This is a genomic window from Nocardiopsis sp. MG754419 (assembly GCF_018207095.1).
Lineage (GTDB): Bacteria > Actinomycetota > Actinomycetes > Streptosporangiales > Streptosporangiaceae > Nocardiopsis.
In genome coordinates this window covers 1-14,341 of the sequence record NZ_QOCZ01000144.1, presented here as the reverse complement: position 1 = coordinate 14,341, position 14,341 = coordinate 1, and the positions used below count along the sequence as shown (strand labels likewise).

At 70.6% G+C, this 14,341-nt stretch carries 11 protein-coding genes; 5 read left to right on the top strand and 6 right to left on the bottom strand.

Translation table 11 applies throughout. The annotated features are described in order from the left end of the window. Positions 1-54: 54 nt before the first annotated feature. The 5 genes from carB to pyrR all read right to left on the bottom strand — a co-directional run bounded on the left by carB (position 55) and on the right by pyrR (position 7,601). A complete protein-coding gene (carB, locus tag DSY14_RS22390) occupies positions 55-3,363 on the bottom strand; it encodes a carbamoyl-phosphate synthase large subunit (protein WP_211718588.1) in 3,309 nt (1,102 codons plus the stop codon). 15 nt (positions 3,364-3,378) lie between these two features. Continuing rightward, positions 3,379-4,521 (bottom strand): glutamine-hydrolyzing carbamoyl-phosphate synthase small subunit, encoded by a 1,143-nt coding sequence (gene carA, locus DSY14_RS22385; RefSeq protein WP_211718587.1) that lies wholly within the window; start codon positions 4,519-4,521, stop codon positions 3,379-3,381. Between the two features lie 44 nt (positions 4,522-4,565). Beyond that, positions 4,566-5,867 carry a dihydroorotase gene (locus tag DSY14_RS22380; RefSeq protein WP_211718586.1) on the bottom strand — a complete coding sequence of 434 codons (1,302 nt, stop codon included), beginning with the start codon at positions 5,865-5,867 and terminating at the stop codon, positions 4,566-4,568. A 163-nt stretch (positions 5,868-6,030) separates the two neighbouring features. Then, positions 6,031-6,939 (bottom strand): aspartate carbamoyltransferase catalytic subunit, encoded by a 909-nt coding sequence (locus tag DSY14_RS22375; RefSeq protein ID WP_211718585.1) that lies wholly within the window; start codon positions 6,937-6,939, stop codon positions 6,031-6,033. Further along, positions 6,939-7,601 (bottom strand): bifunctional pyr operon transcriptional regulator/uracil phosphoribosyltransferase PyrR, encoded by a 663-nt coding sequence (gene pyrR, locus DSY14_RS22370; RefSeq protein WP_283091677.1) that lies wholly within the window; start codon positions 7,599-7,601, stop codon positions 6,939-6,941. Before pyrR ends, DSY14_RS22375 begins: the two co-directional genes overlap by 1 nt. Before the next feature lie 501 nt (positions 7,602-8,102). Here pyrR and DSY14_RS22365 point away from each other — a divergent pair. Next, positions 8,103-8,597: a transcriptional regulator gene (locus tag DSY14_RS22365; RefSeq protein ID WP_013154123.1), complete on the top strand. Its 495-nt coding sequence runs from the start codon at positions 8,103-8,105 to the stop codon at positions 8,595-8,597. Between the two features lie 336 nt (positions 8,598-8,933). Next, positions 8,934-9,542, top strand: a complete 609-nt coding sequence (locus tag DSY14_RS22360) for a GNAT family N-acetyltransferase (protein ID WP_211718584.1) — start codon at positions 8,934-8,936, stop codon at positions 9,540-9,542. Here the strand turns inward: DSY14_RS22360 and metF are convergent. Then, entirely contained in the window at positions 9,460-10,389 is a 930-nt protein-coding gene (metF, locus tag DSY14_RS22355) for a methylenetetrahydrofolate reductase [NAD(P)H] (protein WP_211718589.1), read from the bottom strand. The genes DSY14_RS22360 and metF overlap by 83 nt on opposite strands. Before the next feature lie 354 nt (positions 10,390-10,743). On the opposite strand from metF, the gene DSY14_RS22350 reads away from it, so the two are divergent. The 3 genes from DSY14_RS22350 (at position 10,744) to DSY14_RS22340 (ending at position 14,221) form a co-directional block, all read left to right on the top strand. Next, positions 10,744-11,820, top strand: a complete 1,077-nt coding sequence (locus tag DSY14_RS22350) for a polyprenyl synthetase family protein (RefSeq protein WP_211718583.1) — start codon at positions 10,744-10,746, stop codon at positions 11,818-11,820. A gap of 156 nt (positions 11,821-11,976) precedes the next feature. Beyond that, entirely contained in the window at positions 11,977-13,260 is a 1,284-nt protein-coding gene (locus tag DSY14_RS22345) for a DUF418 domain-containing protein (protein ID WP_211718582.1), read from the top strand. Positions 13,261-13,327: 67 nt separating this feature from the next. Next, a complete protein-coding gene (locus DSY14_RS22340) occupies positions 13,328-14,221 on the top strand; it encodes an SDR family oxidoreductase (RefSeq protein WP_211718581.1) in 894 nt (297 codons plus the stop codon). Positions 14,222-14,341: the final 120 nt, after the last annotated feature.

The window sequence follows — 14,341 nt, the reverse complement described above, 5'->3', positions numbered from 1 at the left end:
GGACCGCGCAAGGCTCCGGGCCTCGGCCGAGCTTCGGCCCGTGTCCGCTACAGCCTAGGAGTCCCGGCGACTCGCCGTGAGCGCTTGGGCGTGCTCCTGCAGGGAACGCACCCCGACATCGCCGCGCACGCGGGCCTCGATGGCCTGCACCGCGGCGGCCAGACCCTGCACGGTCGTGACGCTCGGAACGCCTCGGACGATCGCGGCGGTCCGGATCTCGTAACCGTCCAGGCGCGGGCCGGACTGACCGGCGCTGCCGAACGGGGTGTTGACGATCAGGTCGACCTCGCCGTCATGGATGAGCTGCACGATGGTGCGTTCACCGTCGGGACCGGGGCCGGTGCTGTGCTTGCGCACCACGGTGGCGCGCACGCCGTTGCGGCGCAGCACCACTGCGGTGCCCTCGGTGGCCAGGATCTCCAGACCGAGGTCGGCCAGACGCTTGACCGGGAAGATCATCGAACGCTTGTCCCGGTTGGCGACCGAGACGAAGACCTTGCCCGCGGTGGGCAGGGTGCCGTTGACCGCCAGCTGCGACTTGGCGTAGGCCGGACCGAACTCGGTGTCCAGGCCCATCACCTCACCGGTGGAGCGCATCTCCGGGCCGAGGATGGTGTCGACCCCCTCGCCCTCCGTGTCGATGAACCGGTTGAACGGCAGCACCGCCTCCTTGACCGAGACCGGGGCGTCGGCGGGCAGGTCGCCGCCGTCGCCCTTGGCGGGCAGCATGCCCTCGGCGCGCAGTTCGGCGATGGTGCTGCCGGCCATGACGCGGGCGGCCGCCTTGGCGAGCGGCACCGCGGTCGCCTTGGAGACGAACGGCACCGTGCGGGAGGCGCGCGGGTTGGCCTCCAGGACGTTGAGGACGCCCGAGGCGAGCGCGTACTGGACGTTGAGCAGGCCCCGCACCCCGGTACCGCGGGCGATGGCCTCGGTGGAGTAGCGGATCCGCTCGATGTCCTCGCTGCCCAGGGTGATGGAGGGCAGGGTGCACGCCGAGTCGCCGGAGTGGATGCCGGCCTCCTCGATGTGCTCCATGACGCCGCCCAGGTACAGGTCCTGGCCGTCGTAGAGGGCGTCGACGTCGATCTCGATGGCGTCGTCGAGGAAGCGGTCGATCAGGACCGGGTGCTCGGGGCTGACCTCGGCGTTGCGCTCGATGTAGTCGGCGAGCATCTCCTCGCTGTAGACGATCTCCATCCCGCGTCCGCCCAGCACGTAGGAGGGACGCACCATGACCGGGTAGCCGATCTCGTCGGCGGCCGCCTTGGCCTCCTCGAAGGAGTAGGCGGTGCCGTACTTGGGCGCGGGCAGACCCGCGGCGGTGAGGACCTTGCCGAACTCGCCGCGGTCCTCGGCCAGGTCGATGGCCTCGGGGCTGGTGCCGATGATGGGCACCCCCGCCTCCTTGAGGCGGCGGGCCAGGCCCAGCGGGGTCTGGCCGCCCAACTGGACGATGACGCCGACGACCGGCCCGGCGGACTGCTCGGCGCGCACGACCTCCAGGACGTCCTCCAGCGTGAGCGGCTCGAAGTAGAGCCGGTCACTGGTGTCGTAGTCGGTGGAGACCGTCTCGGGGTTGCAGTTGACCATGACGGTCTCGAACCCGGCGTCGGAGAGGGCGAAGGAGGCGTGGACGCAGGAGTAGTCGAACTCCACGCCCTGACCGATCCGGTTGGGTCCCGAGCCCAGGATGATGATCTTGGGCCGGTCCCCGGTCGGGACCTCGGTCTCCTCGTCGTAGCTGGAGTACAGGTACGGCGTGCTGGCGGCGAACTCGGCGGCGCAGGTGTCCACCGTCAGGTAGACGGGGTGGACGCCCAGGGCGTGCCGGAGTTCGCGGACCACGTCCTCGGAGCGGCCCGTGATCTGACCGATCTGGAGGTCGGAGAAGCCCAGGCCCTTGGCCTCGCGGAGCAGACGCTCGTCGAGCTTGGGAGCGTCGGCCAGGACGCGGGCCATCTCCTCCAGGCGCAGCATCTGGTCCAGGAACCACGGGTCGATGCTGGTGGCGTCGTGGAGCTCCCGCACGGTGGCGCCGGCGCGCAGGGCCTGCTGGACCTGACGGAGGCGGTGCTCGGTGGGGCGGACCGCCAGGCGCAGCAGCTCGTCCTTGTCATCGGGCGTGCCCGCCCAGTCGAGGCCGACCCCGGCCTTCTCCAGGGAGCGCATGGCCTTCTGCAGCGCCTCGGGGAAGGACCGGCCGATCGCCATGGCCTCGCCCACCGACTTCATGGTGGTGGTCAGGCCGGGGTCGGCGCCGGGGAACTTCTCGAAGGCGAACCGGGGCACCTTGACCACGACGTAGTCGAGCGTGGGCTCGAAGCTGGCCGGGGTCTCCTTGGTGATGTCGTTGGGGATCTCGTCCAGCGTGTAGCCGACGGCCAGCTTGGCGGCGATCTTGGCGATCGGGAAGCCGGTGGCCTTGGAGGCCAGCGCCGAGGAGCGGGACACCCGCGGGTTCATCTCGATGACGATGACCCGACCGGTGGTGGGGTGGACGGCGAACTGGATGTTGCAGCCGCCGGTGTCCACGCCGACCTCGCGGATGACCGCGATGCCGATGTCGCGGAGCTTCTGGTATTCGCGGTCGGTGAGGGTCATGGCGGGGGCGACGGTGATGGAGTCGCCGGTGTGCACGCCCATGGGGTCGAGGTTCTCGATGGAGCAGACGACCACGACGTTGTCGTTGGTGTCGCGCATCAGCTCCAGTTCGTACTCCTTCCAGCCGAGGATGGACTCCTCCAGGAGCACCTCGGTGGTCGGGGAGAGCGCCAGACCCTGACCGGCGATGCGGCGCAGTTCGGTCTCGTTGTGGGCGAAGCCCGAGCCGGCGCCGCCCATGGTGAAGGAGGGCCGGACCACCACGGGGTAGTTCAGCTCCTCGGCGGCGTCCAGGCACTCCTGGAGGCTGTGGCAGATGCGCGAGCGGGCGGATTCGCCGCCGATGCGCTCGACGATCTGCTTGAAGCTCTCCCGGTCCTCCCCGGACTGGATGGCCGCGATGTTGGCGCCGATGAGCTCGACGTCGTACTTGGTCAGGACGCCGGCCTCGTGCAGGTCGACGGCGGCGTTGAGCGCGGTCTGTCCGCCCAGGGTCGGCAGGAGCGCGTCGGGGCGCTCCTTGGCGATGATCTTCTCGATCATCTCGGGGGTGATCGGCTCGACGTACGTGGCGTCGGCGATCTCCGGGTCCGTCATGATCGTGGCCGGATTGGAGTTGACCAGGATGACCCGCAGGCCCTCGGCCCGAAGGACCCGACAGGCCTGGGTGCCCGAGTAGTCGAACTCGGCCGCCTGCCCGATCACGATCGGACCGGAGCCGATCACGAGGACGGAGGAAAGGTCACTACGGCGCGGCATGCTCTGTACCTCTTACTACTTGGCAGCCGCTGCGGGCTGGGCGGACATCAGGTCGACGAACTCGTCGAAGAGCTCGGCGGCGTCGTGGGGACCGGCGGCGGCCTCGGGGTGGAACTGGACGCTGAACACGGGGCGGTCCAGCAACCGCAGGCCCTCGACGACCTGGTCGTTGAGGCCGATGTGGCTGACCTCGGCCCGGCCGTAGGGGGTGTCGAACGGGGCGTCGAGCGGGGCGTCCACGGCGAAGCCGTGGTTCTGGCTGGTGATCGCCACCTTCTGGGAGCGGGTGTCGATGACCGGCTGGTTGATCCCTCGGTGACCGAACGGCAGCTTGTACGTGCCCAGGCCCAGCGAGCGGCCCAGGATCTGGTTGCCGAAGCAGATACCGAAGAGCGGCTTGCCGGCGTCCAGGACGCCGCGCATGGCCGCGACGGGGACGTCGGCGGTGGCGGGGTCGCCGGGGCCGTTGCTGAAGAAGACGCCGTCCGGTTCGAGGGCGAGGATGTCCTCGGCGGTGGCGGAGCCGGGCAGAACGGTGACCCGGCAGCCCCGCTCGGCCAGACGCTGGGGCGTCATGGCCTTGATGCCGAGGTCGACGGCGGCCACGTGGAAGCGGGTCTCGACGCCTTCGGGCGGCAGGACCTCGTAGGGGGCGTCGGTGCTGACCTCGACGGCCAGGTCGGAGCCGGCCATGCGGGGCTGCTCCAGGATGCGGGCGAGCAGCGCCCGGGGGTCGGTCTCGACGGTGCTGATGGCGGCGCGCATCGCGCCCCTGTCGCGCAGGTGGCGGGTGAGGGCGCGGGTGCCGGTCAGGGCGATGCCGACCACGTTCTGGCGGCGCAGTTCCTCGTCGAGGGTGCGCTGGGCACGCCAGTTGGAGGGGATGCGGGCGGGCTCGCGGACCACGTAACCGGCCACCCAGACGCGACCGGACTCGGGGTCGTCGTCGTTGACCCCGGTGTTGCCGATGTGCGGGGCGGTCATCGCGACGATCTGGCGGTGGTAGGAGGGGTCGGTGAGGGTCTCCTGGTAGCCGGTCATACCGGTGTTGAAGACGGCCTCGCCGAAGGTCTCGCCGGTGGCGCCGAAGGAGCGGCCGTGGAACACGCGACCGTCCTCGAGCACCAGAATCGCCGGTCCGCCGATCTCCTCGGACACGTTTGCCCCCTCAGTAGTGCCAGGTCCGGCCTGGGCTTCGAAACTCACTTGATCTTCCCCTCCAGGACGGTCGCGGTGCCGCGCAGGAACGTGGCGACGATCCGCCCGGGCAGGCTCATGCCCCGGAAGGGGGTGTTGCCGCTCTTGCCGACCATCGCGGCCCCGTCGACGTCGACGGGGGCGGCGGGGTCGTAGAGGACGATGTTGGCGGGCTCGCCGACGGCGAGCTCACGTCCGTGTCCGTCGAGCCGGCCGATGCGGGCGGGCGCGGCGGACATCCGGTCGGCCACCTGCTCCCAGGTGAGCAGACCGGTCTCGACCATGGTCTTGTGGACCACGCCGAGCGCGGTCTCCAACCCGATCATGCCCATCGCGGCGGTGGACCACTCGGTCTCCTTGGCCTCCGCCGGGTGGGGCGCGTGGTCGGTGGCGACGATGTCGATCGTGCCGTCCGCCAGACCCGCGCGCAGCGCCTGGACGTCCTCGGCCGTGCGCAGTGGCGGGTTCACCTTGTAGACCGGATCGTAGCTCTCCACCAGGTCGTCGGTGAGCAGCAGGTGGTGCGGGGTGACCTCGGCGGTGACGTCGCAGCCGCGTTCCTTGGCCCAGCGGATGATGTCCACCGAGCCCTGGGTGGAGACGTGGCACACGTGCAGGCGCGAACCCACGTGCTGGGCGAGCAGGCAGTCGCGGGCGATGATCGCCTCCTCGGCGACCGCGGGCCAACCGGGCAGCCCGAGGCGGTCGGAGACACAGCCCTCGTTCATCTGGGCGCCCTCGGTCAGGCGCGGCTCCTGGGCGTGCTGGGCGATGACGCCGTCGAAGGCCTTGACGTACTCCAGGGCACGGCGCATGAGCAGGGCGTCGGAGACGCAGATGCCGTCGTCGGAGAAGACCCGGACCCCGGCAGCGGAGTCGGCCATGGCACCGATCTCGGACAACTGTCGTCCGGCCAGGCCGACGGTGACGGCACCGACGGGGTGGACGTCGCAGTACCCGGCCTCGCGGCCCAGGCGCCAGACCTGCTCGACGACACCGGCGGTGTCGGCGACGGGGTCGGTGTTGGCCATGGCGTGGACGGCGGTGTAGCCGCCCATGGCCGCGGCGCGCGAACCGGAGGCGACGGTCTCGGCGTCCTCACGACCGGGTTCGCGCAGGTGGGTGTGCAGGTCCACCAGTCCGGGCAGGGCGATGAGTCCCTCGGCGTCGATGACCTCCGCGCCTTCGGTGGCGGCCGGGTCGGGGTCGATCGCGGCGATCCTCCCGTCCTCCAGCAGCAGGTCGACGGGGTCCCCACCGAGCGGGCGAGCACCGCGGATCAGATACGGTCCCTGGTTTTCGGGCATGGAGATGTCGGCTTTCTCGTGTTCGTGAAGTTCGTGGGGCGGCCGGAGCGGCGTCTCGGTGGCGCGGGGCGTGGGCGCGCCGCGCCCGCTCGGGGTCCCCGTACCGCTCCCCGGGGCCCGGATCGCGGGTCGGGGTGGAGCGGAGGGGCCGGAGCGGACACCGCTATGAGCCGCCGAGGAGCAGGTAGAGGACGGCCATGCGCAGGCTGACACCGTTGGCGACCTGCTCGGTGACGGTACAGCGGGGCGAGTCGGCGACCTCGGCGGAGATCTCCATGCCGCGCACCATCGGCCCCGGGTGCATGACGATGGCCTCGGCCGGCATACGGCCCAGCCGTTCGCCGTCGAGACCGTAGTTGCGGCTGTACTCGCGCACGGAGGGGAAGAAGGAGTCGCGCATGCGTTCGGCCTGCACGCGCAGCATCATGACCACGTCGGTCTCGGGCAGGACCCGGTCGAGGTCGTAGGAGACCTCACAGGGCCAGGTGTGGACCGACACCGGCAGCAGGGTGGGCGGTGCGACCAGCGTGACGTGCGCGCCCAGGGTGGTGAGCAGCAGCACGTTGGAACGGGCGACCCGACTGTGCAGGATGTCGCCGACCACGGCCACGCGCAGACCTTCGAGACGGCCCAGGCGCGCGCGCATGGTGAAGGCGTCCAGCAGTGCCTGGGTGGGGTGTTCGTGCGTGCCGTCGCCGGCGTTGAGCACCGACCCGTCGACCCAGTTGGCCAGGCGGTGGGCGGCGCCGGAGGCGCTGTGGCGGATGACGACGCCGTCGGCGCCCATGGCCTGCAGGGTCAGGGCCGTGTCCTTGAGGCTCTCCCCCTTGGAGACGCTGGAACCCTTGGCGGAGAAGTTGATGACGTCGGCGGACAGGCGTTTGGCGGCCAGTTCGAAGGACGTGCGGGTGCGGGTGGAGTCCTCGTAGAAGAGGTTGACCACGGTGCGACCGCGCAGGGTGGGGAGCTTCTTGACGGAACGGTCCCCCACCTGGGCGAGCTCGGTGGCCGTGTCCAGGATGAGCGTGGCCTCGTCACGGTCGAGGTCGCCGGTGGAGAGCAGGTGGCGCATCAGGCGTCCCCTTCCGTGGTCTCGGGGCGCTGGAGAGAACCCGGGCGGGTGCCGCTCGCGAGGGTGGTGGAGGGCGAGGTCCGGGAGGGGCCGAGCAGCACGGCGTCGTGCCCGTCGATCTCGTCCAGCTGGACGGTGACGCTCTCGCGCAGGGACGTGGGCAGGTTCTTGCCCACGTAGTCGGCGCGGATGGGCAGTTCGCGGTGGCCCCGGTCGACGAGGACGGCGAGCTGGACGGCGCGGGGGCGACCGAGGTCGCCGAGGGCGTCGAGGGCGGCGCGCACGGTGCGCCCGGAGAAGAGGACGTCGTCGACCAGGACGACGACGCGGTCGTCGAGACCGCCTGCGGGGATCTCGGTTCTCCCGAGTGCGCGGGCGGGGGCGAGTCGCAGGTCGTCCCGGTACATGGTGATGTCCAGGGATCCGGTGGGGACGCTCAGGTCCTCGACCCGCTCGATCCGCCGGGCCAGACGCCGGGCGAGGGGAACGCCGCGGGAGGGGATGCCCAGGAGGGTGACCTCCTGGCCGCCCTTGGTGCGTTCGAGCACCTCATGGGCGATCCGGGTCAGCGCCCGGTTGATCTCGTTGCCGTCGAGGACGGCCCTGGTGCCTTCGGGGGCGACGATCCCGTCGTCGTCACGGGTCGGTTTTCGCGCATGCAAAGCGGTGACCCCTTCCCTGCCTCACTGAACAGGTCGTTAAAGGATGTCGATCGGGCTCACGCTACCAGCGGCGACGGTGCCCTCTTCGGGGGCTCCCCCGGCGACGAACACGTAAATGTGATGCTCATCACATTACTTGCCACCGATTGCCCAGCCAAGAGTATTCATTTCATGACACTCCGGATTCGCCCCCCATTCGTCTGAAACACGAAATTCCCTGTGGGAGCGGGCTTTCCGACCCCGGAGAACACCCCACTCGCCCCGACCCCTCCTCAAATGAGAGACGTCTCACCTACGCACGGTTTGGCCACTGATTAGTCGCGTTTCACACCAACGGCTTGACCTGGATGGCAGCCCCCCTCTACCGTCACTGTCTGTAACCACTACCGGGTGGGGTTGCATCCCGTGACCATCCGCTGGACCGCCCAGGCGGCCCGCCGAGTACGAGCGGACGTCTCCCCACTCACGCCAGCCACCGTCACGGCCGGGAGCGACAAGAAAATGCCATCCGAATACGCCAAGTCCCTCGGTGCGCGACTGCGTGCCATCCGCACCCAGCAGGGTCTTTCTCTGCACGGGGTGGAGGAGAAGTCCCACGGACGCTGGAAGGCCGTCGTGGTGGGCTCCTACGAGCGTGGCGACCGCGCGGTCACCGTCCAGAAGCTGGCCGAACTGGCCGACTTCTACGGGGTGCCGATGTCGGAGCTTCTGCCCGGCGGCGCCGCACCCACTCCCCTGGGCCCGACACCCAAGCTGGTGATCGACCTGGAGCGGATGCAGCAGCTGCCGCAGGAGAAGGCGGGCCCGCTCTCCCGCTACGTCGCCACCATCCAGAGCCAGCGGGGTGACTACAACGGGCGAGTGCTGTCCATCCGCCAGGAGGACCTGCGCTCACTCGCGGTCATCTACGACAAGTCCCCCGGCGACCTCACCGAGGAACTCATCAACTGGGGGGTCCTCGACCCCGAGGCCCGCCGCGCCGTCGACGCCTTCTGACCCCGGGCGCGCGCAGCAGTACGAACGCACAGGGGAGCCGGGTGCCGCCTTCACGGGTGGTGCCCGGCTCTCCGTCGTCCGGGTCCACTCGACCGTCCGGGTCCACTCGACCGTCCGGATCCGCTGGACCGCGATCCGGTACGCACGACGAGACCGGACAAGGGCTTCCCCTCCCCGGTCCGGCCTCGCCACGTCCGCTCGTCCGCGAACGTATCGAACTCCTGTTCGACGCGTTCCAGTTAACACCCCCACGACGGGAGCGTCAAGGAGGAACGGGGCAACGTCGACCCCACGCGAAGCAGGCCGAACGTCGGCACCACCGCCTACTCTGGACCCGTGGCCGTCGACACCGATTTACGTGAGCTCGCCCCCGCCGCCTTCACGCACGCCGTCCCGGCGCTCCTGGAGGTCTATCGGGCCGCCATGCGCCCACCCCCCGAACAGTTGCCGGGACGGGCCTCGGTCATGCACGGGCACACCCTCTACCCGGACTTCCGCTGCGTGGTGGCCGTACGGGACGACCACGCGGTGGGGTTCGCCTACGCCTTCCACGGCCGGGACGGCCAGTGGTGGCACGACGTGGTCACCGAGGGTATGCGCACCCGTGGTCGGCGGGGTCAGCTGCGGCGCTACCTGAGCGACCCCCTGGAGATCGCCGAGGTGCACGTCCACCCCGACGCGCAGAACCAGGGGATCGGCCGTCGCATGCTGCATCGACTGTGCGCGGGACGGCCGGAACGCACCGCCGTGCTCTCCACGCGCTCGGGCCCCTCGGCCGCTCGCCACCTCTACCGTTCGTGCGGGTTCGTCGAGGTGCTGGACCCGTTCTCCTTCCCCGGAAGCCCGAGCCAGCCCTTCTCGATCATGGCCGCTCGGCTGCCGCTGACCGACCCCGGTCCGGGGCGATCTCGCGATAGATCTCCCTGGTGGCCGTGGACTGGTTGAAGGTGATGAAGTGGATGCCCGGCGCGCCCTCCGCCAACAACCGCTCGCACATGTTCTGGGCGTGCTCGATACCGAACGCCCGCACCGCCTCGGCGTCGTCTCCCAGACGCTCGAAGCGCGCGGCCAGATCGCGCGGGAACGGTGCGCCCGAGAGCTTCTCCGAACGGGGGATCGAGGCCAGCTTCACCACCGGGAACACCTCGGGGATGATCGGGACCTCGCACCCGCGGGCGGCGACCCGGTCGCGCAGCCGCAGGTAGTCCTCGGCGTCGAAGAACATCTGGGTGATGGCGTAGTCCGCGCCCGCCTCGCACTTGCGCACGAAGTGGTCGGTGTCGATCTCGACGTCGGCCGAGCGCGGGTGCTTGTAGGGGAAGGCCGCCACACCGACGGAGAAGTCGCCGCTCTCCTTGAGCAACCGGACCAGTTCCTCGGCGTAGTCGAACCCCTCGGGATGACGGACCCACGCGCCGTCGGGGTCACCGGGCGGGTCGCCGCGCACGGCCAGCATGTTGGACACCCCTGCGTCGGACAGCCGGCCGATGAGGTGGCGCAGCTCCGCCACGGAGTGGTCGACCAACGTCATGTGGGCGACCGGCATCAACGTGGTGTCGGTGGCGATGCGTTCGGTGGTCTCCACCGTGAGATCGCGGGTACCGCCGCCGGCTCCGTAGGTGACGGAGACGAAGGAGGGGCCCAGCGCCTCGATCTCCCGGATGGCACGCCACAGTCGCTCCTGGGAGCGGGTGTTGCGGGGCGGAAAGAACTCGAAGGAGAACAACGGTTCACCCGAGTCGAGCAGATCTCGGATATGGCGTGGCCGGGGGGCCGGGCTTCGGGGCGCCACTGGGCGGGTCGGTGCAGCGAGCATGCGTCCCACCTTAGGCCAGGCCCTCGCCCGGCGGACACGAAATCTCACGATGCGATACGAGATCCGCCCTCTCTGTCTCAAGTGCCACGATGCGAGATGATCGACATGCTGACGGAGAATGCGCCCAAAAGGCCCCACACGGACATGAACGAGCAGGAAACACCGGGCGTTCTCGCAGGAGAGGAGGAACACCCGGACGTCGCTCCCCCTCCCCCGCTTGTCCACATCTCGGACACCATGAATTCCACCCACGGAAACGGCCCCGCGCACGCCGACCGGCGGGCGGCGTTCGGGCCCTCGTTCCACCGGGCAGGGGCTAACCTGCTGGGTATGGCCCCTTCCACGACCTCCTCAGCCGTGTCCGTCATCCGCTCCGACGTCGACCGTGAACTGTCCGACTTCTGCGCCGACCACCGTGAACGGCTGCTGGAGATCGGCGCCGAGCTGGCCCCAGCGATGGACGCTCTGGAGGTCATGGTCTCCCACGGCAAGCGGCTGCGCCCCACCTTCGCCTACTGGGGGTGGCGCGGCGCGGGCGGCGCCGAGACGGACGCGCGCATGGTGCGGGCCGCCGCCTCCCTGGAGTTCCTCCAGGCCTGCGCGCTCGTGCACGACGACGTGATCGACAACAGCGACACCCGACGCGGTCTGCCCGCCACCCACAAGCGGATGGCCCAGCTGCACGCCGAACAGGGCTGGAGCGGCGACAGCGACGGGTTCGGTCAGGGCGCCGCGATCCTCATCGGCGACCTGTGCCTGGCGTGGTCCGACGAGATGTACCAGGGCAGCGGTTTCGCACCGGAGACGCTGCGGGACGGCCGCGCCCCCTTCGACGCGATGCGCACCGAGGTCATGGCCGGGCAGTACCTGGACACCCTGGAGCAGGTGCGCGGCACCGCCACCCGTGAGGCGGCCCTGCGGGTGATGCGGTACAAGTCCGCCAAGTACACGGTGGAGCGCCCGCTGCACCTGGGCGCCGCCCTGGCCGGTCGGGGCCCGGAGCTCACCGAGGTCTACACCGACTACGGCATCCCGCTGGGGATCGCCTTCCAACTCCGCGACGACCTGCTGGGCGTGTTCGGCGACCCCTCCACGACGGGCAAGCCCGCCGGCGACGACCTGCGCGAGGGCAAGCGGACCCTGGTCGTGGCCGAGACCCTGGCCCGGTCCGGGGACGCCGACGCCACGCGCTTCCGTGCGTTGCTGGGCGACCCCGACCTCTCGGCGGCCTCGGTGGAGTGGATGTGCGCCCTGATCGAGTCCAGCGGGGCCCTCGCCGCCTGCGAGTCCCTGGTCGACGAGTACGCCGAGCGGGCCCTGGCCGCCCTGCGGAGCCCGGAGCTGGACGGGGGCGCGCGCGGCCCGTTGGGCGAGTTGGTGGTGGCGGCCACCCGCCGCTCCCACTGAGCCGGCGCGGGCACCGAAGACGTCACCGACCCCCGACCCCTAGGGGAGACCCTGGGATGATTCGGGGGATTTCTCATACGTAGGGCCGGTTGTGCGTTTCGTCCGCACCACGGTTGAATCGGGGGATCGCGATAGGTCTCGACTCCAGGAGCCCCCATGTCCCGGCACACGGCCTCGGCCGGTCCGACGAACACGACCGATCGGGCCCTGGCTCCCGATCTGGCACGCGGCTTCATGCTGTTGTTCATCGCGCTCGCCAACACCGTCTGGTATCTGTGGGCCTCGACGCCCGGGGGCGCCACCATGCACCCCGAACCCGAGGGCGCACTGGACGCGGTGGCGCAGTTCTTCACGGTCGCGGCCGTGGACATGCGCAGCTACCCGATGTTCGCCTTCCTTTTCGGCTACGGGATGGTGCAGCTGGCCCGCCGACAGGAGGCGTCCGGGGTGAGCCCCAAGGACGTGGACGGCCTGTTGCGCCGCCGCAACCTGTGGCTGATCGTCTTCGGGTTCGTACACGCCCTGCTGCTGTGGATGGGCGACATCCTCGGCGCCTACGGTCTGGCGGGGCTGGTGCTGGCCTGGCTGTTCTTCCGCCGGCGGGACACCACCCTGCTGGTGTGGGGGTTCGTTCTCGTCGGCCTCATCGGCACGCTGGCCGTGGTCAGCCTGCTGGCCCTGCCCTTCGTGGGCGGAGCGACCGCGCAGGACGGTGACTTCGACATGGCGGCGCTCGCCGGCAACATCGGCGAGACCTCCCTGGTGGCCGCCGCCCTCGCCCGGATCTCCGCCTGGCCCCTGGTCGTGCTGGGCCAGGGTCTGCTCGGGCTGGTGGTGCCCACGGCGATCCTGTTCGGTTTCTGGGCCGCGCGCCGGAGTTTCCTGGAGGAGCCGGGCCGCCACCTGAGGACGCTGCGCCTGACCGCGATCGTCGGCATCACGGTGGGGTGGCTCGGCGGGCTGCCCCTGGCCCTGCAGCAGATCGGTGTGCTCGGTCTCGACCCCCTGCAGGCGCAGATGCTGACCATGCCGCACATGCTGAGCGGCCTGTTCTGCGGTGTGGGCTACGTGGCGCTGATCGCCCTGGTGGCGCACCGGTTCCAGGAGCGCGGCCGCACCGACGGGGTCGTGTTGACCGCGCTGAGCGCCACGGGCAAGCGGTCCATGAGCGCCTATCTGGCCCAGTCGGTGCTGTGCGCCCCGCTGCTGGCGGCGTGGGGTCTGGGGCTGGCCGCGTACCTGACCTCGTGGACGATGTTCCTGTTCGCGACCGGGGTGTGGCTGGTCACCGTGGTGGCCGCCTACGCCCTCGAACGCGCGGGGCGTCGCGGGCCCGCGGAGGTGCTGTTGCGCCGTCTCGCCTACCGGCCCCGTACCCGACCGTCCGCCCCCGCCCCGAGCGCGGACGTGCACACCGACCCGGAGCGGACCGACGCCTGAACGACGAGCGCAAAAAGGGGCGTGCCGATGAGTGCCGGACACGTCCCCGTACTCCAGGATGGCAGTCATGGGCGACGATCACATGACAAACCACACCATAGGTGTCACCGGGGCCACGGGGGCGGTGGGCGGGCGCGTGGCCGCCCGGATCGCCAGGCTCGGGTTGACGCAGCGCTTCATCGTACGGGACATCAACCGCGCCCCGGAGTACCCGGACAGCAGCGCGTCGATGGCCGTCTACGAGGACGCGTCGGCCTTCGGGCGGGCCTGTCGCGGGGTGGACACCCTGTTCCTGGTCTCGGCGACCGAGTCCGAGGACCGGATGGAGACGCACATCGGTGCGGTGGACGCCGCCGTCGCGGCCGGGGTCTCCCGGATCGTGTACCTGTCGTTCCTCGGCGCGGGGCCGGCGGCGACGTTCACCTTCGCCCGCACGCACTTCTTCACCGAGGCGCACATCCGGTCCACGGGGGTCGCGCACACGTTCCTGAGACCCGCTCTGTACCTGGACCTGCTGCCCCACTGGGTGGACGACGAGGGTGTGGTGCGCGGCCCCGCCGGTGACGGCCGGGTCGCGTGGGTCTCCCGGGACGACGTGGCGGACGTGGCCACCGCCGTGCTCACGGACCCGGTGGTCATCGCCACCTCCGAGGGGGTGACCTACGACGTGACCGGACCGGAGGCTCTGTCGGTGGGCGCCACGGTGGAGAGGCTGGGCCGGCTCACCGGCCGCACGATCCGCTACGTGCCCCAGACCTGGGAGGAGGCGTTGCGATCGCGCCGTCCCACCGGGGCCGCGGAATGGGAGATCGAGGGGTGGGCCTCGTCGTACGCGGCGATCGCGGCCGGGGAGTTGGACGTGGTGGCCACGACCGTGCCGGACCTGACGGGGCACCCCGCGCAGTCCATCGAGGGCTTCCTGCGTCGCCATCCGAGCGCGTTGGCGCACGTCGAGGTCTGACCGCCACGTCGACGCCCCACCCACCGCCGCGCCCCGCCCGCGGCGGTCTCGTCTTTTCCGGGGCGGGCCCCCGCCCGTCCGGTCGTGTGCGCGGGCCGGGCGCGAGGGCCGGGTCGGGGA